This is a genomic window from Kineosporia succinea (assembly GCF_030811555.1).
GTDB classification, from domain to species: Bacteria; Actinomycetota; Actinomycetes; order Actinomycetales; family Kineosporiaceae; genus Kineosporia; species Kineosporia succinea.
The window spans coordinates 1145035-1162627 of record NZ_JAUSQZ010000001.1; the positions used below are offsets into that span (position 1 = coordinate 1145035).

19 protein-coding genes are annotated in these 17593 nt (G+C 71.7%); 11 read left to right on the forward strand and 8 right to left on the reverse strand.

The features are described 5' to 3' along the window. Positions 1-19: 19 nt before the first annotated feature. Positions 20-802: an MBL fold metallo-hydrolase gene (locus J2S57_RS05165; protein ID WP_307238899.1), complete on the reverse strand. Its 783-nt coding sequence runs from the start codon at positions 800-802 to the stop codon at positions 20-22. A 124-nt stretch (positions 803-926) separates the two neighbouring features. Between J2S57_RS05165 and clpS the strand changes: the two genes are divergently transcribed. The 7 genes from clpS (at position 927) to J2S57_RS05200 (ending at position 5733) form a co-directional block, all read left to right on the forward strand. Then, positions 927-1217 carry an ATP-dependent Clp protease adapter ClpS gene (gene clpS, locus J2S57_RS05170; protein ID WP_307238901.1) on the forward strand — a complete coding sequence of 97 codons (291 nt, stop codon included), beginning with the start codon at positions 927-929 and terminating at the stop codon, positions 1215-1217. Positions 1218-1222: 5 nt separating this feature from the next. Further along, positions 1223-1810, forward strand: coding sequence for a DUF2017 domain-containing protein (locus J2S57_RS05175; protein WP_307238903.1), 588 nt, complete (start codon positions 1223-1225; stop codon positions 1808-1810). An 82-nt stretch (positions 1811-1892) separates the two neighbouring features. After that, positions 1893-3191, forward strand: coding sequence for a nicotinate phosphoribosyltransferase (locus tag J2S57_RS05180; protein WP_307238904.1), 1299 nt, complete (start codon positions 1893-1895; stop codon positions 3189-3191). A gap of 23 nt (positions 3192-3214) precedes the next feature. Further along, positions 3215-3796 (forward strand): nicotinamidase, encoded by a 582-nt coding sequence (locus J2S57_RS05185; protein WP_307238907.1) that lies wholly within the window; start codon positions 3215-3217, stop codon positions 3794-3796. Further along, positions 3793-4668, forward strand: a complete 876-nt coding sequence (locus J2S57_RS05190; RefSeq protein WP_307238909.1) for a hypothetical protein — start codon at positions 3793-3795, stop codon at positions 4666-4668. Before J2S57_RS05185 ends, J2S57_RS05190 begins: the two co-directional genes overlap by 4 nt. 18 nt (positions 4669-4686) lie before the next feature. Then, positions 4687-5385 carry an alpha/beta fold hydrolase gene (locus J2S57_RS05195; RefSeq protein ID WP_307238911.1) on the forward strand — a complete coding sequence of 233 codons (699 nt, stop codon included), beginning with the start codon at positions 4687-4689 and terminating at the stop codon, positions 5383-5385. 114 nt (positions 5386-5499) lie between these two features. Beyond that, entirely contained in the window at positions 5500-5733 is a 234-nt protein-coding gene (locus J2S57_RS05200; RefSeq protein ID WP_307238913.1) for a three-helix bundle dimerization domain-containing protein, read from the forward strand. A gap of 5 nt (positions 5734-5738) precedes the next feature. On the opposite strand, the gene J2S57_RS05205 is transcribed toward J2S57_RS05200, so the two are convergent. Continuing rightward, entirely contained in the window at positions 5739-6320 is a 582-nt protein-coding gene (locus tag J2S57_RS05205) for a helix-turn-helix domain-containing protein (protein ID WP_307238915.1), read from the reverse strand. Between the two features lie 48 nt (positions 6321-6368). On the opposite strand from J2S57_RS05205, the gene J2S57_RS05210 reads away from it, so the two are divergent. From J2S57_RS05210 to J2S57_RS05220, 3 genes are all read left to right on the forward strand, one after another. After that, entirely contained in the window at positions 6369-7232 is an 864-nt protein-coding gene (locus J2S57_RS05210) for a class I SAM-dependent methyltransferase (protein ID WP_307238917.1), read from the forward strand. A gap of 72 nt (positions 7233-7304) precedes the next feature. Further along, positions 7305-7631 carry a hypothetical protein gene (locus J2S57_RS05215; RefSeq protein WP_307238919.1) on the forward strand — a complete coding sequence of 109 codons (327 nt, stop codon included), beginning with the start codon at positions 7305-7307 and terminating at the stop codon, positions 7629-7631. A 79-nt stretch (positions 7632-7710) separates the two neighbouring features. Next, entirely contained in the window at positions 7711-8508 is a 798-nt protein-coding gene (locus tag J2S57_RS05220; protein WP_307238921.1) for a GNAT family N-acetyltransferase, read from the forward strand. On the opposite strand, the gene dinB is transcribed toward J2S57_RS05220, so the two are convergent. Next, positions 8505-9893 (reverse strand): DNA polymerase IV, encoded by a 1389-nt coding sequence (gene dinB, locus J2S57_RS05225; protein WP_307238923.1) that lies wholly within the window; start codon positions 9891-9893, stop codon positions 8505-8507. The genes J2S57_RS05220 and dinB overlap by 4 nt on opposite strands. Before the next feature lie 68 nt (positions 9894-9961). Here dinB and J2S57_RS05230 point away from each other — a divergent pair, with 68 nt between their 5' ends. After that, positions 9962-11407: an aminotransferase class I/II-fold pyridoxal phosphate-dependent enzyme gene (locus J2S57_RS05230; RefSeq protein ID WP_307238925.1), complete on the forward strand. Its 1446-nt coding sequence runs from the start codon at positions 9962-9964 to the stop codon at positions 11405-11407. A 16-nt stretch (positions 11408-11423) separates the two neighbouring features. On the opposite strand, the gene J2S57_RS05235 is transcribed toward J2S57_RS05230, so the two are convergent. The 5 genes from J2S57_RS05235 to J2S57_RS05255 all read right to left on the reverse strand — a co-directional run bounded on the left by J2S57_RS05235 (position 11424) and on the right by J2S57_RS05255 (position 17544). Beyond that, positions 11424-13160, reverse strand: coding sequence for a DEAD/DEAH box helicase (locus tag J2S57_RS05235; protein ID WP_370882569.1), 1737 nt, complete (start codon positions 13158-13160; stop codon positions 11424-11426). Positions 13161-13670: 510 nt separating this feature from the next. Continuing rightward, positions 13671-15065, reverse strand: coding sequence for an MFS transporter (locus J2S57_RS05240; RefSeq protein WP_307238929.1), 1395 nt, complete (start codon positions 15063-15065; stop codon positions 13671-13673). 18 nt (positions 15066-15083) lie between these two features. After that, complete coding sequence (locus tag J2S57_RS05245; RefSeq protein WP_307238931.1) at positions 15084-15395, reverse strand: DUF3039 domain-containing protein; 312 nt, start codon at positions 15393-15395, stop codon at positions 15084-15086. Positions 15396-15421: 26 nt separating this feature from the next. Further along, positions 15422-15988, reverse strand: coding sequence for a YqgE/AlgH family protein (locus J2S57_RS05250; RefSeq protein ID WP_307238933.1), 567 nt, complete (start codon positions 15986-15988; stop codon positions 15422-15424). A gap of 161 nt (positions 15989-16149) precedes the next feature. Further along, positions 16150-17544, reverse strand: a complete 1395-nt coding sequence (locus tag J2S57_RS05255) for an NAD-dependent malic enzyme (protein ID WP_307238935.1) — start codon at positions 17542-17544, stop codon at positions 16150-16152. Positions 17545-17593 lie beyond the last annotated feature (49 nt).

The following is a 17593-nucleotide window of genomic DNA, read 5'->3' on the forward strand; positions in this document are numbered from 1 at the left end:
AGGCCGAGCCTAGAGGGTGCTACCGGGCCTCGACCCGTTCGAGCACGTACTGCGCGCCCGTCGTCGCCGCCTCGACCGGCCCCGGGTAGGAGCCCCGGGCCTCGCGCACCACGGTCTCGGTGTCGGTCCAGACCGGGATGTGCGTGAGCACGAGTCGCCGCACGTCGGCCTCGGTGGCGGCCTCACCGGCGCGCCGGCCGGTCAGGTGCACCCCGCGCGCCTCGTCGCGCCCCTCGACGAACGAGGCCTCGGACAGGAACAGGTCCACGCCCCGGGCCAGTTCGATCAGGTTCGCGCACGAGTCGGTGTCACCGGAGTAGGCGATCGACGCCCCACCGGCCTGGATGCGCATGCCGAAGGCGGGCACCGGATGGTTGACCGAGCGGGTGGTCACGGTGAACGGGCCGATGCGGATCACCCCGCCGTCGGTGAGCTCCCGCACGTCGTAGACGTGGGGCAGTTCGGAGGCGGCGTCGGGACCGTAGGCCGCCAGCACCCGGTCGGCCGTGCCGGCCGGGCCGTAGACCGGCAGCGCGGGCATGGGGGGCCCGACCGGGTCGTAGTGCCGCGCCACGAACAGGCCGCACAGGTCCATGAAGTGGTCGGGATGCAGGTGCGAGACGATCACCGCGTCGAGCGCGGACGGGTCGGCGAACCGCTGGAGCGACCCCAGTGCGCCGCTGCCCAGGTCGAGAACGACACGCCAGGTGCGCCCGGCTTCCTCGGCCTCGAGAAGGTAACTGGAGGAGGGCGACTGCGGCCCTGGGAACGAGCCCGAACACCCCACGATCGTGAGCCTCATCGCGGCCCTCCCCTCGTTCTCAGTGCTCCGTCGACACCGGTCATGAGCACCGAGCGTACGGCCGACGGGCAGTCAATCCCATCCGAACTGCGAGTGACCCCCACCTCTTCGTTAGAGTTGGGGGGTGTCGATCGCCCCTGTGGAGCTCGAGAAGCCGGACACGGTCGAGCAGCCCGAGACCGATGTTCCGTGGGTCACGATCGTCTGGAACGATCCCGTGAACACCATGTCCTACGTGACCTACGTGTTCCAGTCGTACTTCGGCTATCCCAAGGGCAAGGCGGAGAAGCTGATGCACGACGTGCACGAGAAGGGCCGCGCGGTCGTCTCCAACGGCAGCCGCGAGGAGATGGAACGCGACACCGAGGCCATGCACGAGTTCGGCCTGTGGGCCACCTTCCGCAAGGACGACTGATTCCGATGGCTCACCGCAAGGCTCCGTTCAGGTCCACGCGCGCCGGCGTCCAGGTCAACCTGGACGAGCAGGAGCGCGACATCCTCGTCCACCTGCTCGGCCAGCTCGACGAGCTGCTCGACGACGGGCGCCCGGCCGGGGAGGTCGACCCGCTCGAGGCGCTGGTCGGCATGTCCGGCTCCCCCTCGGCCGAGCCACCCGTCACCCCCGACGACCCGGCCCTGGCGCGGCTGCTGCCCGACGGCAACCGCGACGACCCGGAGGCCTCGTCGGAGTACCGGCGGCTGACCGAGTTCGGGCTGCGCGCCCGCAAGCGGGAGGGCGCCCGCACCGCGGCCTCCGCCCTGAACCGCCCGGAGCCGGTGCTGCTCACCGGGCCCGAGGCGCTGTCACTGCTCAAGGCCTTCACCGACGTGCGCCTGGTGCTCGGCGAGCGACTCGAGCTGAAGACCGACGAAGACGCCGAGGCTCTGCACCAGCGCCTGTGGGCCGGCGAGGAGGCCGAGTCCTGGCTGGCCGTCGCCTCGATCTACGAAGTGCTCACCGCCTGGCAGGAGCACCTGGTCACGGCGGTCTCGAAGCAGAAGCTGTAGACCTTTCGTCATCTTGACGACAAGCAGGCAACGGGGTTAGTGTCGTTCCATCGATAGCGTCAATTTGACGAAAAGAGTGGTCATGGACAACCCCGGTTTCCGCCCCAGCCTCCTCACCGACCAGTACGAGCTGACGATGGTGCAGGCGGCGCTCGCGAGTGGCGCGGCCCAGCGGCGCTGCGTCTTCGAGGTGTTCGCCCGGCGACTGCCCGACGGCCGGCGTTACGGCGTGGTGGCGGGCACCGGCCGGCTGCTCGAGCAGCTGCGGGAGTTCCGTTTCGGCGACGAGGAACTGGCCGACCTGGAGCGCCGCGCGGTGGTGGACGCGCCCACCCTGGAGTGGCTGGCCGGCTACCGCTTCACGGGCGACATCACCGGTTACGGCGAGGGCGAGTGCTACCTGCCCGGCTCACCGGTGATGACGGTCGAGGGCACGTTCGCCGAGGCCGTGATGCTCGAGACGTTCGTGCTGTCGGTGCTCAACCACGACAGCGCCATCGCGGCGGCGGCGAGCCGGATGACCACGGCGGCCAACGGACGTCCGTGCCTGGAGATGGGGCTGCGCCGCACCCACGAGGAGGCCGGTGTGGCCGCGGCCCGCGCCGCGTACGTGGCCGGGTTCGCGGGCAGCAGCGTGCTGGCGGCGGGCGCCCGCTACGGCATCCCGACGATCGGCACCGCGGCGCACGCGTTCACCCTGCTGCACGACAGTGAGCTCGAGGCGTTCCGGGCGCAGGTGGCCTCGCTCGGGGTGGGCACCACGCTGCTGGTCGACACCTACGACGTGACCACCGGCGTGGAGCACGCGATCGAGGCCGCGGGAACGGAACTCGGTGCGGTGCGCCTGGACTCGGGCGACCTGCTGGAGCAGGCCCAGGCGGTGCGGATCCAGCTCGACAAGCTCGGCGCCACCCAGACCCGGATCGTGGTCACGAGCGACCTGGACGAGTTCGCGATCGCCGCGCTGGCCGCGGCGCCGGTCGATTCCTACGGTGTGGGAACGCAACTCGTCACCGGCTCGGGCGCGCCGACCGCCGGGATGGTCTACAAGCTGGTGGCCCGCGAGGGCGCCGACGGCACGATGGTGCCGGTCGCGAAGAAGAGCACGGCCAAGGCCAGTGTGGGCGGCCGCAAGTGGGCGTTGCGCCGGCGCAACGCCGAGGGCGTGGCCGACCAGGAGCTGCTGGGGCTGGGGACCCGGCCCGAGGGTGCCGAATACCGCCGGCTGCAGCGGGTTCTGGTCAGGGGCGGCGAGATCGTCGACACCTCGACGCCGGCCGACGCCCGGGCGCTGCACGAGCTCTCCCGCGCCGAACTGCCCGTGACGGCCCGCCAGCTGTCGCGCGGCGAGGCGGCGATCCCGACCGTGATGACGCGCTGATCTTCGTTGAAGGAGTTTCCAGGATGAGTACAGCTCTGATCGTGGTCGACGTGCAGAACGACTTCTGCGAGGGCGGCTCGCTGGCCGTCGCCGGGGGCACGGCCGTGGCGGAGGGGATCACGGCCCACCTGCGCTCGGCACCGGGATACGCCGCGGTGGTGGGCACCCGCGACTGGCACATCGATCCGGGCACCCACTTCAGCGAGAGCCCCGACTACGTGGACACCTGGCCGCGGCACTGCGAGGTCGGCACGGCGGGCGCGGACTCGCACCCGGCGCTCGACACCTCGCTGGTGCAGGCCTGGTTCCACAAGGGTGAGTACGAGGCCGCCTACTCGGGTTTCGAGGGGGCCTCCCCCGAGGGCGGGCTCGCCGACTGGCTGCGGGAGCACGGCGTCACGGCCGTCGACGTGGTCGGCATCGCGACCGACCACTGTGTGCGGGCCACCGCTCTGGACGCGGTGCGGGCGGGCTTCACCACGCGGGTCCTGCTGCCGCTGACGGCGGGCGTGGCCCCGGAGACGACCCGGGCCGCGCTGACCGCGCTGACCGAGGCCGGGGCCGAACTCGTGGGGGCTCCCCTTTCCCCTAAGTTGGACACATGAGTGAAGGACTTGTGGGTCTGCCGGGCAGCGACCACCCGGGTTCCGGCCCGGTGGTGGAACCGCTGCTCGACGGCCTGCTCGCAGACGCGGTCACCGGTGACGCCGGGGCGACCCTGGCGGCCCACCGCGATCACCGTCGGGCCTGGTACGGCGACCTGGTCGGGCCGCTGCGGGTTCCGGTGAACGCGACCGAACAGGTGATCTACGGGCTGCACACGTCCGACGCCGGGCTGCCGGTGGTGCTGGTGGCCAAGCCGGCCCCGCAGCAGGACGACGCCTCGCTGATGGAGACCCTGCGCCGCGCCCGGTTCCAGCTGCTCGACAACCACCGGGCCGAACTGGTCGCCGTGGAGCTGCCCTTCGCCGGGCCGGCCGCCGGTTCGGTGGCCGAGCGGGCCCGGGTCATGCTCGACTCCCTCGACTTCACCGTTCCCGCCTGGTTCGCCGTCCCGGCCGAGCCGGGCTGGGAACCGGCGTTCGACGTGCTGCGCGAAGACGGCGCGGAGAGCGTGGCGCTGTACCTGTCCCGGTCTCCGGCCGAGGCCGCGCAGGCGATCCGGGCGCTGATCGACCGCGACCTGCCCTACGCCGTCGCGGACGGGGTCTCCGGGCTGGTCAGCGACGCCGAGGGCTACGGGGTGCTCAACGTGCTCGGTGCCACCCGGGCCGCCCTGAACGGCGCCGAGGCCGACGAGATGGCCGCGATCCTGTCCGAGACCTCGGTGGAACCGCTGGCCGCCGCCGCCCGCCGGATGAGCGAGGCCGACGCCGCGACCGCCCGGGCGTTCCTGCCCTCGCTGGTGGTGCCCTCGATCCGGGCGGCCGTGGAGGCCCTGGAGGCCGAGGGCCTGATCGAGCCGGACGCCGCCTGACTGACTAGCGTGTCCACCGTGAGCTCTCTGGTGGTGCACGAGCGACCCGGTGACGGCCCGACCGTGCTGGCCCTGCACGGGATGACCAGCACGGCCGGGGTCTGGGCGGATCTCGAACGGCGTCTGCCCGGGCGGCACCTCGTCGCGCCGAACCTGCCGGGCCGCGGGCCCTCCCGCGGCGTCACGGCCCGTCGGGGGCTGATGGGGCTTGCGGACGCGGTGGTCGACCTCGCGGTCCGGTCGCCGTGGGCGGCGGCCGGGGAGACGGTGGTCGTCGGGCACTCGATGGGTGCCTTCCTGGCCCCGGTCGTGGTGCGTCGTCTGGTGGACGCCGGTCTGGGCGTGCGCGGGGTGCTGCTGCTCGACGGTGGCCCCCGCCCGACGCCGTCACGCCTCACCCGTCCGCTCGTCGTGCGCGCCCTGTTCTCGGTGGTGGCACTGAAAGAGCGCTCGACGCTGTCGTTCCGGGCGCCCTCCGACGCCGTCGACTGCCTCACCCGGCCGACCCGGCTGGGTGTCCTGAACGGGCTGGACCTGCCCGTGCACCTGATCGCCGCCGCGCACGGGGCCGGGCCGGACAAACCCGAGTTCCTGTCCGGCGCCTCGATCGACGAGGGCCTGGCGGCCCTGCCCCGGATGACCTGGGAACGTCTCGACGCGACGCACGAGAGCATGCTCAGCCATCCGGCCGTCGCGGAAGCCGTGAAGCGATGGTGACGTGGCCCGAAAGTTGGGGACTCCTTGGCCTGAGCGACAGATGACGTGTTAGAACTGGGTTAATGCCCGGCGACGAGGCCGTGTCGTCACGTCATCGAGAAAGTGATCGAGCTCATGCCTGAGCCGGAGGTCGAGGCCATTGTGGCCGAGCTGTCGGTGAAGTACCCGCTCTTCGCCACCACGACGATCCAGCGCTGGGTGCGACGCGAGAGCGCCCGTTACGCCGGGGCCCGCATCACGACGTTCGTGCCGATCCTGGTGCGCCGTGCGGTCGACCGCACGCTGCGCGACCTCGACACCATCGAGGCCGTCGACCTCACCAACCCGCATCTGATGCCGGCTCGCTGAGCGGCCTACCGCTCCTCCCCCACCTCGAGGTGCACGCGCCGGCCGCCGTGGTCGAGCACGGCCAGGATCTCGGCCGGCCCGTCGAATGCTCCGAACGAGTGCGGCACCATCGTCGAGAACGACGCCGCGTGCCCCTCTTCCACGATGACCACCCGCTCGGCCAGCAGTAGCTCGACGGTGCCGGTCGTCACCGTGAACCAGTCGTGCCCCGGATGCACCTTCATCGCGTCGGCGCCGCGCGGCGCGGGCCGGGTGAGCCGTACCCGGGCCACCGTCATGCCGTTCGGGCCGTCCTGGCGGTTCAGCGTCCAGAAGGTGCGGCCGCGCTCCTGGTCGTGCTGCGGGCGGATCACCACGTCGTCGTCGCCCGCCGACTCGACCAGCTCGTCGAGCGTCGCCCCCAGGGCCCGGGCGATGGCCGTCAGCTGATCGAGACCGATGCGACGGTGCCCGGTCTCGATCCGGCTCAGGGTCGACGGACTGAGGAAGCACCGCGACGACAGGTCGTCGAGCGACCAGCCCTTCGCCACCCGCAGGCCCCGGATGCGGGCACGCACCAGGCGGTCGACCTCGTCTTCTTGCTTCATACGCAAGATGGTATGCCGGGGGCGCAAGAGGCTCGTATGGTCGTGGGCATGGGATCTCACGGGCAGGAACACGGTCACGGTCACGGTCACTCCGTCAGCGAGGACCTGATGACCGAGATGCTCGATCTGGACGGGGAAGTGCTGGCCGACCATCTCGGGAACGTGACCGAGTGGATCGCGGGGCACCTGGGCGACCACCCCGTCCGCACTATCATCGACCTGGGAGCCGGCACCGGAACCGGAACCTTCGCGCTGCTGAGCCGTTTCGGTGACGCGACCGTGACGGCGGTGGACGCGTCGGCGGGGATGCTGGAGCATCTCACCGATCGCGCGCGACGGTCGGGCGATGGGGGACGCGTGGTCGCCCGGGAGATCGACCTGGACGCCCAGCGGCTGGGCGGGGTTTCGGCCGATCTGGTCTGGGCGTCCGCCTCGATGCACCACATGTCCGATCCGGCCCGGGTTCTCGAGGATCTGCGAGGCGTGCTGACGCCGGGCGGGCTGTTCGCGATGATCGAGTTCGAGACCTTCCCGCGTTTCCTGCCCGACGACATCGGGCTCGGAGCACCGGGTCTCGAGGACCGGCTGAACGCGATCGCCGACCGCGCGCGCGAAGAGCACCACCCGACCGTCAACTCGGACTGGACCGCCACGCTCACGGCGAGCGGTTTCGCCGTGCGGGAGGAACGCACGTTCCGGATCGACCAGGCGGCACCGCTTTCCGAGGTGGCGAAGCGCTACGCACGGGTGACGCTGACCCGGTTGCGCGAGGGAGCCGGCGACCGGCTGGCACCGGCCGACCACACCACGCTGGGCGCACTGCTCGACGAGGACGGGCCGCACCGGCTGGAGAACCGCACGGACCTTTCGGTGCGCAGCGAGCGGCGGGCCTGGATCGCGGCAGCCGGGTGATCCCCGATCAAGCCCGGGCGCGGGACTGCCGACACGGGGACATCATCGGTGGGCTCGACGCGGAGGCGTGACATGGCCATCTCCAGTTCTGCGGTACCCCTGGTCCCGGTCTCGGGGGTGGTCGGCGTGTTCCTGAACAAGCGCACCGGCGAGCCGCTGCAGGTGCCGATCGTGGCGTTCTCGCCCGACACCGGCCAGACGTTCTACGTCGACCGCAACGGCAAGGTCGTGGACTACCGGCTCAGCCGTGAGGACGACGTGTGGAGCGTCGGGGTGTTCGCCGCCGCCGATCGCGAGGGGATCCACGACGCGATCGTGGCGGAACTGAACTCCACGGGTCTCTCGCACCACCCGCTGCCGCACGTGCCCGCGGCCGCGTCGGCGGCGGCCCTGTCGTAGGGGCGTTGCCGGTTGCCGGGGCGCTGCCGCCGGTAAATGTGTTGCGCCGGGCCCGTTGCGGGGTCGATGGTGTGCGGCGATGAACACTGCTGCGGTGCTGGCCGCCTTCGACGAACAGTTGCGACGCGCCGGTGAGGGCGAGGGCGCCGAGAACCCCGAGCCCGGCCGGGAACCCGCGCGGGTGCTGAACACGGTGCGCCCGGAATGGGCGGCCGTCACCTGGTCGCGCCTGACCGAGACCGACGCCGACGAGGTGATCGCCGCGCAGATCGAGCGGATGGCCGGGCTCGGTGTGGAGTGGGAGTGGAAGTACTACTCCTACGACACTCCCGCCGACCTGCCGGCCCGGCTGCGGGCGGCGGGCCTGAACCAGGAGCCGCCGGAGAGCCTGATGGTCGCCGACCTGGGTGAACTCGACCTGGTCGGACCGCCGGAGGGGGTGCGCATCGAGCCGGTCACCGATGCCGCCGGCGTGAGCCGGATGGTGGCCGTGCACGACGAGGTCTTCGGTGGCTCGCACCAGGCCTGGGGTGATGCCCTGCTGCGCCAGATCGCCGACCCGGATCCCGAGATCGCCGCCGGAGTGGCCGCGTTCGTCGTGATGGACGGCGACCGGCCCATCTCCACCGGGCGGGTGAACTTCCACCCCGGCACCGACTTCGCCAGCATCTGGGGCGGCAGCACCGTGCCCGGCTGGCGGCGACGGGGGGTGTTCCGCGCGCTGGTCAGCCACCGGGCCCGGCAGGCCATCGACCGGGGCTACCGCTACCTGCGGGTCGATGCCGTCGACATGAGCCGGCCCATCCTGCAGCGCATGGGTTTTCACGAGATCGCCACGACCACTCCGTTCATCCGGCCGCTGCCGGAGACGCCTTAGACCTCTTTCTCCGCCAGCTCGCGGAACTCGTCGGGCACACCTCCCCGGGACATCGCGGGGAGGTAGCCGACGGCGTCGCGGCCGTACTTGGCCCGCACCGCGTCCATCGAGGTGTCGACCGCGAGCCGGGCCGCGCCGGGATCGGACCCCTCGCGGCGCGGGTCGTCGGGCGAGACGGCCAACTCCTGCTGCACGGCGTGACGGGCGACCAGGTTGGACACCGAGATCGCCAGCAGGCTGATCTCGAGATGATGCGCTTCGGCGGCCGGTGCTTGAGTGGCCGGTACTTCAGTGGCCGGTGCTTGAGTGGGCATCACGTCAGGGGGCATCGCGGCTGGGGGCATCGCGGCTGGGGGCATCGCGTCTGGGGGCATCGCGGCGCCTCTCGCCCGGGCCTCGTCGTTCAGGGCCTGCCAGGCCAGCTGCTCGGCGACCTCGGTGAGGGTGAGGGTGGCGGCGACCGGCTCGTTCAGGGTGAGCGAGCGGGTCACGGATTTCATGCCGGGATACCGCACGCGCACCGTGATGGTGCGCCCGGCACGGTGTTTGGCGCGCAGCCGCACGGCCACCCGGTCGGCCAGGTGGTTGAGCACGGCCCGGACCATCTCGGGCGTGGCCTCCTTACGGCCCATCGCGGACTGCGCCCCCACCGACCGGGCCCGGGTGGCACCGCTGACGCGGCGCCGGTCTTCGTTGACGGCGAGGGCACTGAGCTTCTGGCCGACGGCGTTGCCGAGCAGGCGCTGCACCGAGCCGGGTGACGCCTCGGCCAGCTGGCCGATGGTGACGATGCCCTCGGACTTCAGTTTGGCCTGGGCCACCGGGCCGATGCCCCACATCAGGCCGACCGGGAGCGGGGCCAGGAACTCCCGCTCGCGCTCGGGCGCGACCACCACCAGACCGTCGGGCTTGGCCACCTGCGAGGCGACCTTGGCCAGATGCTTGGTGCGGGCGACACCGATCGAGATGGGCAGCCCGACCTCGCGGCGCACCTGACGGCGCAGCCGGTCGGCGATCACGTCGGGCGGGCCGAACAGGTGCACGCTGCCCGAGACGTCGAGAAAGGCCTCGTCGATCGAGATGCGCTCGACCTCGGGGGTGACGTCGCCCAGGATCGCCATCACCGAGTCGGCCAGCTGCTGGTAGCGGTCGAAATGCCCCCGCACGAACGTGATGTGCGGGCACAGCTCGCGGGCGCGGCGCCCCGGCATACCGCCGGACACCCCGAACCGCTTGGCCTCGTAGGAGGCCGCGAGCACCACCCCGCCGGCGGCACTGCCCCCGACCGCGATCGGGCGCCCGCGCAGCGAGGGATCGAGCAACTGCTCGACCGACGCGTAGAACGCGTCCAGGTCCGCATGCAGGATCGCTGCCCCCTCGAACATGCCGCCATCCTATTCGAACACACGTTCGAACAACAGGGTGATAGCCCCACTCCGGCAGAATCGGCACCGTGCCCCGTAACGACCCGCTCGGCCTCGCCGACGACGCGCCCCTCTTCGCCGCCTGGCTCCGGATGACCGCCGACGTCACCGCCGGGCGCACCCGGTTCTTCAGCATCCCCGGGCACAAGCAGAACCACCGGCTGGTCGGACCCCTGGTCGACGGCGACCTGCCGCTGTACGCCGGGCTCGAGGCCCCCGGCCCGCTCGCGCTGCTCACCGACGCCGAGCAGCGCGCCGCCCGGGCCTGGGGCGTGGACTGGTGCCGGTTCTCGGTGGGCGGGTCGACGCACGCCAACCAGGCGGTGGCCCTGGCGGTGGGCCGGCCGGGCGACACCGTGATCGTCTCGCGCACGCTGCACCGCTCGATGCTCAGCGGGCTGATCCTGGCCGGTCTGCGGCCGGTCTGGGTGTACCCGGAGCTCGACGAGCAGCACGGGCTCCCGGGCGGCGTGCCCCCGGCGGCGGTGGCCGAGGCCCTGCACCGGCACCCCGAGGCGAAAGCGGTTCTGGTCGGCGATCCTTCGTACGTCGGGACGTCCGGTGACCTCGAGGGCCTGGCCGACGCGGCGCATGCGGCCGGAGTGCCTCTGGTCGTGGACGGCGCCTGGGCCGCGCACTTCGGTTTCCGTCCGGACTACCCGCAGCACGCCCTCGCGCGGGGCGCCGACGCTCTGGTGATCAGCGCGCACAAGACCCTGCCGGCGATGAACCAGGCGGCGCTGCTCCTGGCCCGCACCACCCGCGAGGGCGGCCTGCTCGATCCCGCCCGGCTGGAGCGGGGTTTCGAGACGGGACACACGACCAGCCCGTCGGGTGCGGTGCTGGCCAGCATCGACGCCTCCCGCGCCCTGCTGCAGCACCACGGCGAGCGCCTGCTCGGCGACCTGCTCGGGCTGCGACGACGGGCGGCCGAAAAGCTGCGGTCGGTGAGCGGTCTCGAGGTCCCGACCGGTCCGGCTGCCGATCCGGCGAAGCTGGTGATCCGCCTGCCGGGCACCGGGGCCTCCGGCCTGCGGGTCGATCAGCGCCTGCGCGCAGCCGGTTTCACGATCGAGATGGCTGATCGCGACACGCTGATCCCGATGCTGACGATGGCGGACGACGTGGTCGCCGTGGACGCCCTGGTCACCTCGATCGTGGCGGCCGTGGAGGCGGAACGCGGCCCGGCGCGGCCGATCTCGCGGAGCCCGGCGTGGAGCACGGTGCCGGTGACCGGCATGGCGCCGCGCGAGGCGTTCTTCGCGACGCACGAGAGCGTGGACGCGACCGCGGCGGTCGGGCGCGTCAGCGGTGAGCTGGTGGCGCCCTACCCGCCCGGGGTGCCGGTGCTGGCGCCGGGTGAAATGATCACGGCCGAAACGGTCGACGAGCTGCGCCGGATCGCGAAGGAGGGCGGCCGCATCGCGTACGCGGCCGATCCCTCACTCCGGACGTTCCAGGTGGTTCGCGACTGACGCCGGGTTCCCGGGCCTACTTCTGCCCGACGAACCAGCGCCGCAGGGTGGCGATGCGCTCCTGCAGCTGCTCGGCGCTGGCCTTGGCCACCTCGGGCCCGCCGCAGGCGTCACGCACGTTGGAGTGCACCACGCCGTGCGGCTGGCTGGTGCGGCGCGACCAGGCACCCACCAGGCTGTGCAGTTCTTTGCGCAGCGCGGTGATCTGGCGGTGGCCGGAGACCTCGGGGACCGGCTCGGCCTCGGGCTTGTTGCGGTTGCGGGCCAGCTGGTCGGCCTGGCGCTGCCGCAGCAGCGTCGTGACCTGGTCGGGCTCCAGCAGGCCGGGGATCCCGAGGAAGTCCTCCTCCTCCTGGCTGCCGACCTCGGCGTGGGTGCCGAACTCCTGCTTGTCGTAGAGCACCCGGTCGAACGTGGCCTGCGACTCCAGGGCCTCGAACGGCGTCTTCTCGAGCTCGCCGGACGCCTTCTCCTCGCGGTTGGCCTGTGCGAGCAGGTCTTCCTCGGGGTAGTCGTCCTCGGCCTCGTCCTTCTTGGGCTTGTCGAGGGCGTGGTCGCGCTCGACCTCCATCTGGGCGGCCAGGTCGAGCAGCACCGGCACGCTGGGCAGGAAGACCGAGGCCGTCTCGCCGCGCTTGCGCACCCGCACGAAACGCCCGATGGCCTGGGCGAAGAACAGCGGCGTGCTGGTGGAGGTGGCGTAGACCCCGACGGCCAGGCGCGGCACGTCGACCCCCTCGGAGACCATGCGGACCGCGACCATCCACCGTGAGGTGCCGGCCGAGAACTCGTCGATCTTGTCGGAGGCGCCGTCTTCGTCGGAGAGGATGATCGTGGGCGACTCGCCGGTGATCTCCTTGAGCGTGCCGGCGTAGGCGCGGGCGGTCTCCTGGTCGGTGGCGATGATCATGGCCCCGGCGTCGGGCACGCCGCGGCGCACCTCGGTGAGCCGCTTGTCGGCCGCCGCCAGCACCGACGGGATCCAGGAACCCTGCGGGTTCAGGGCCGTGCGCCAGGCCTGGCCGATCAGGTCTTTCGTCATCGGCTCGCCCAGCCGGGCGGCCACCTCGTCACCGGCGCTCGTGCGCCAGCGCATCGAGCCGGAGTAGGCGAGGAACATGACGGGACGCACGACGCCGTCGCGCAGCGCGTCGGAGTAGCCGTAGGCGTGGTCGGCCCGGGAGCGGCGGATGCCCTGGGCGTCTTCCTCGTACTCCACGAACGGGATCGGGCTGGTGTCGGACCGGAACGGGGTACCGGTGAGCGCCAGCCGGCGGGTGGCCGGGTCGAACGCCTCGGAGACGCCGTCGCCCCAGGTGAGCGAGTCACCGGCGTGGTGGATCTCGTCGAGGATCACCAGGGTCTTGCCGGCCTCGGTGCGCGCCCGGTGCAGCAGCGGCTTCATCGAGACCTGGGCGTAGGTGACCGCGACGCCGTCGAACCCGGCACCGTGGGCACCCTGGGCGTTGCTGTAGTTCGGGTCGAGGTGGATGCCGACCCGCTCGGCCGCGTCGGCCCACTGCCGCTTCAGGTGCTCGGTCGGGCAGACCACGGTGACCCGCTGCACGATGCGCCGCTGCAGCAGCTCGGTGGCGATGCGCAGGGCGAAGGTGGTCTTACCGGCGCCCGGGGTGGCGACCGCGAGGAAGTCACGCGGGTTGGTGGCCAGGTACTTGTCGAGCGCGGCCTGCTGCCAGGCACGCAGTTTCGACGAGGTGCCCCAGGCCGCCCGGTTGGGGAACGCCGGAGGCAGGTGCGACGCCGCCGCGGAACTGGCGTGGGCCGGGTTCGCAGACGCCGGGTTGCTGTGCGGCGGTGGGGGCGGAGGAGGACCCGGCTCGGCCACCGAGTCGAAGAGCGAGGGCGCGTTGGAGCCGCCGGGGGTCACGCCGCCGTCCTTTCGTCGTTCTTACGGATCTTCCGGTGCGACAGGAGGTTTCCTGCCTCCGGGGAGCCGCTGAAGGCCTCGTGATCCCGCGTCGTTCGTCTCGTCATCGCTCAAGGAGGCTACCTGCTGACGGGCGCCACGGCGTGACGTGGACACGACGACGCCCGCCCGAGGGTAGGTGCGATGAATCACGAATCAGCGTTTGACCAGGGCCGACAGCGCGATCGTGACAAGGAGGGGAAACGGGAGAACGAGCGGCTCGTCGCCGCCGGCCCGGCCCGCCTCGCGGTGGGTGCCCCCCTTTGATCTCGGCTGTCGATCAGCATGGCGCAAGGCTGACACCCCCGGGAACGAAAGCCGCGAACCCGTCCACACCTACTGCACGGTTGTGGACAACCCTGTGGAAGAAGGACGGGCACGGAAACCGGCCAGGGCCACGAACACCCCGAACCCGCCCGCGGCGAGCCACATGATCGTGAAGAGGCGGGTGTCCCCGCCGACCGGGTCGTGCCAGGCCGAGAAGGCGGCTCCGGCGACGCCGATGCCCAGGGCCGCGCCGAGGGCGTCGGACAGCTGCAGCGCGGAGGAGTTGCGGCCCTGCTGCCCGGGCTCGCTGTAGCGCAGGGTCAGCACACCGGTGCTGGAGATGGCCAGGCCCATGCCGACGGCGCAGGCGGCCCACAGCGGCAGCACCAGCCAGCCCGAGGTGGGCGGGCTGGTCAGCAGGGTGAGGCCGAACAGGGCGGAGGAGATGATCACGGCGCCGGAGACGAAGAGCAGGTGACGAGGCAGCCGCAACCGGGGGTGGCCCTGCACGTAGCCGCCCAGGGTCCAGCCGACGATGCCGCCGGTGAGCACCAGCCCGGCCTGGTCGGCCTCGAAACCGTGCTGGTTGATCAGCATCAGCGGGATGAACGACTCGGCGCCGAAGAACATGCCGGCGAACAGGCCGCGCAGCGCGATCACGGTGGGCAGGCCGCGCCGCAGCAGCAGGGTGCCGGCGGGCACGAGCGGGCGGAAGCCGAGCACCGTCAGGGCCACTCCCACGATCAGGGCGACCAGGCCGACAAGACCGTCGATGCGGGCCAGGCCCCACTGCAGGAGCAGCACCCCGGCGGTGACGCCGACCCCGCAGACTGCGCGGAGCCGGACCTGGGCCCGGGTGAGCGCCCCCGGGGCGCCGGGCTCGTGACTGGGCGTCGAGCGCAGCTTGGGCAGCAGCACCAGGGACGGGGGCACGGCCAGGGGCACGACCAGCAGGAAGACCAGGCGCCAGCTGACCTCCTCGGCCAGCCAGCCGGCCAGGGCCGGGCCGACGATGCCGGGCACCACCCAGGCGGCCGAGAAGAACGAGAAGACGCGTGGCTGCAGCGATGACGGGAAGACGTCGGCGACCAGCACGTACATCGCGACCACGAGCAGGCCGGCCCCGGCCCCGGCCATCGCCCGGCCCGCCAGCAGGGCGTGGAAGGTCGGCGCGAAACCGCAGATCAGCTGCCCGGCGCCGAACAGCACGATGCCGGTGCGCACCGGCCAGCGGGTGCCCGAGGTGTCGCACCAGCTGCCCGAGACCACCACCCCCAGGAGCTGTGCGGCGATGAAGACCGAGAAGCCGAAGCCGATCTCCCGCACCGCGTCGAGCTCACGGGTGAGCACCGGCATCGCCGTGGACACCGCGACCGCCTCGAAGGCGATCAGCGTGATCAGCGTGACGATGCCGGCCAGCGTGGGCAGGTACGACGAAAGGGCAGGGGTGCGGTTGCTACTCACCGGATACGGCTTCAGGAACTACTTGTCGCCCGACCCGGAACTGTCGTCGCCACCGGACTTCAGGCCCTCGTAGATGTCCTTGCACATCGGGCAGACCGGGAACTTCTTCGGGTCGCGGCCGGGCACCCACACCTTGCCGCACAGGGCCACGACCGGCTCGCCGGACAGCGCCGACTCCAGGACCTTCTCCTTGCGCACGTAGTGCGCGAAACGCTCGTGGTCGCCGGGCTCGACCTCCTGCTCGACGTGCTCACGCTCGAGGAGGCCCGTGGTGGACCCCTCCGGGGAGGACAGCGGGTCGAGCTGGGGTTCCGGGTAGGGCGTGCTCATGGACGCCGATTCTACGTCTAGTCGGCCTAGTTCATCGTCGGGTCGTCCGGATAGGTGGACACCAGCGCCAGCTGGCCCCGCTGCCGGCGCAGCACCTCACCCCAGAGCCGTTCGGGCCGGTCGGTGAAGGCGTCACGCGGCTCGGACTCGACCACGAACCAGGCCCCGTCGGCGATCTCGCCCTCCAGCTGCCCCGCCGACCAGCCCGCGTACCCGGCGAAGATCCGCAACCCGGCCAGGCCGGGCACGATCACCTCGGGCGGCGCGTCCAGGTCGACCAGGCCGATCGAGCCGATCAGCAGGCGCACCCCGACGGGCTCCGCCCCCTGGCCGGGCATGGCCACCAGGCCGAGGGCGGAGTCGAGCTGCACCGGGCCGCCCTGGAACAGCCGCCCGGGAGCGGTCGTGTAGGGCTGCCAGGCCGGGAGCACGGACGAGACGTCCACGTCCATCGGGCGGTTCACCACGAGACCGAGCGCGCCGTCGTCACCGTGGTCGAGCATGAGGATCACGGTGCGGCGGAAGTTCTCGTCCTCCAGGGTCGGGCTCGCGACGAGGAGGCTGCCGCTCAGCCGACGGGTCTGGATGGGCATAACCACATCATCAGGGTCGCGGGCCTCTCGATACAGCCCAAGCCGCCGACGAGCTCAGCCCGGATCCGGCGCAGGGCTGTGACGATCCCCACAAACTCACCCACAGTGACACCCGGGCCGACCGGCCCGGGTGCCCCGACGCGTCCGTCATCGGCCGTAAATCACGCCTGGGCGGCCACTGCCGCCTCGCGCACCGCCGACGCCACCACGTTGGTGACCTCGGGGTGGAACACGCTCGGCACGATGTAGGCCGCGTTGCGCTCGCCGTCGGTGACGACCGCCGCGAGCGCGCGGGCGGCGGCCAGCAGCATCTCGGTGTTGATCGTCTTGGACTGGGCGTCGAGCAGACCGCGGAAGACGCCCGGGAACGCCAGCACGTTGTTGATCTGGTTGGCGAAGTCGCTGCGGCCGGTCGCGACCACGGTGGCGTGCTGCGAGGCCTCGAGCGGGTCGACCTCGGGCACCGGGTTGGCCATCGCGAAGACGACCGCGCCGTCGGCCATGGTGGCGATGTCGTCACCGGTGAGGATGCCCGGCGCGGAGACCCCGACGAACACGTCGGCACCGACCAGGGCCTCCTTCAGCGTGCCGGTGATCCCGCGGGGGTTGGTGTTCTTCGCGGTCCAGTGCAGGTTCTCGGCCAGGGCGGGACGGCCCGGGTGCACCACGCCCTCGATGTCGCAGACCACCACGTCGGTGACGCCCGCGGCCAGCAGCAGCTTGAGGATGGCGGTGCCCGCCGCCCCGGCGCCCGACATCACGAGCTTGACCTGCGAGAGCTCCTTGTGCACGACCTTCAGCGCGTTGATCAGCGCGGCCAGCGTGACGATCGCGGTGCCGTGCTGGTCGTCGTGGAAGACCGGGATGTCGAGCGCCTCCCGCAGGCGCTCCTCGATCTGGAAGCAGCGCGGGGCGCTGATGTCCTCGAGGTTGATGCCCGCGAAGACCGGGGCGATCCGGATCACGGTCTCGACGATCTCGTCGGCGTCCTGGGTGTCGAGGCAGATCGGGAACGCGTCGATGTCGGCGAAACGCTTGAACAGCGCGGCCTTTCCCTCCATCACCGGCATCGCGGCGAGCGGGCCGAGATTGCCCAGGCCGAGCACCGCGGAACCGTCGGTGACCACCGCGACGGTGTTGCGCTTGATGGTGAGGCGCCGTGCGTCTTCCGGGTTCTCGGCGATCGCCTGGCAGACCCGGGCGACGCCCGGCGTGTAGACGAGTGAGAGGTCGTCACGGTTGCGGATCGGCACCTTGGACTCGATGCGCAGCTTGCCGCCGAGGTGCATCAGGAACGTGCGGTCGGAGACCTTGCCGATCGTCACGCCGTGCAGCCCGCGCAGCGCCGCGATCACCTCGGGCACGTGGTCGCCGCCGCGGGTGGCACAGGTGACGTCGACCTGCAGCCGGTCCATGCCCGAGGCCGTCACGTCGAGGGCGGTGACGATGGCACCGGCGTGCTCGATGGCGTGCGTGAGCTCAGATACGGCAGTGGACCTGCCCGGCAGTTCCAGCCGGACCGTGATGGAGGAGGAAACACTGGGAGCGCTCGGCATGGCGCCCATTGTGGACCTGTGACGGGCGTGCCGGTGACCATCACCGCTT

Bases quoted from the DNA above. Each gene is read 5' to 3' on its own strand.
- J2S57_RS05180 (WP_307238904.1), top strand. From the start codon at position 1,893: ATGGACAACCCCGGTTTCCGCCCCAGCCTCCTCACCGACCAGTACGAG.
- J2S57_RS05205 (WP_307238915.1), bottom strand. From the start codon at position 6,320: ATGAAGCAAGAAGACGAGGTCGACCGCCTGGTGCGTGCCCGCATCCGG.
- J2S57_RS05255 (WP_307238935.1), bottom strand. From the start codon at position 17,544: ATGCCGAGCGCTCCCAGTGTTTCCTCCTCCATCACGGTCCGGCTGGAA.
- J2S57_RS05190 (WP_307238909.1), top strand. From the start codon at position 3,793: ATGAGTGAAGGACTTGTGGGTCTGCCGGGCAGCGACCACCCGGGTTCC.
- J2S57_RS05200 (WP_307238913.1), top strand. From the start codon at position 5,500: ATGCCTGAGCCGGAGGTCGAGGCCATTGTGGCCGAGCTGTCGGTGAAG.
- J2S57_RS05185 (WP_307238907.1), top strand. From the start codon at position 3,215: ATGAGTACAGCTCTGATCGTGGTCGACGTGCAGAACGACTTCTGCGAG.
- dinB (WP_307238923.1), bottom strand. From the start codon at position 9,893: ATGTTCGAGGGGGCAGCGATCCTGCATGCGGACCTGGACGCGTTCTAC.
- J2S57_RS05250 (WP_307238933.1), bottom strand. From the start codon at position 15,988: ATGCCCATCCAGACCCGTCGGCTGAGCGGCAGCCTCCTCGTCGCGAGC.
- J2S57_RS05165 (WP_307238899.1), bottom strand. From the start codon at position 802: ATGAGGCTCACGATCGTGGGGTGTTCGGGCTCGTTCCCAGGGCCGCAG.
- J2S57_RS05245 (WP_307238931.1), bottom strand. From the start codon at position 15,395: ATGAGCACGCCCTACCCGGAACCCCAGCTCGACCCGCTGTCCTCCCCG.
- J2S57_RS05210 (WP_307238917.1), top strand. From the start codon at position 6,369: ATGGGATCTCACGGGCAGGAACACGGTCACGGTCACGGTCACTCCGTC.
- J2S57_RS05220 (WP_307238921.1), top strand. From the start codon at position 7,711: ATGAACACTGCTGCGGTGCTGGCCGCCTTCGACGAACAGTTGCGACGC.
- J2S57_RS05175 (WP_307238903.1), top strand. From the start codon at position 1,223: ATGGCTCACCGCAAGGCTCCGTTCAGGTCCACGCGCGCCGGCGTCCAG.
- J2S57_RS05215 (WP_307238919.1), top strand. From the start codon at position 7,305: ATGGCCATCTCCAGTTCTGCGGTACCCCTGGTCCCGGTCTCGGGGGTG.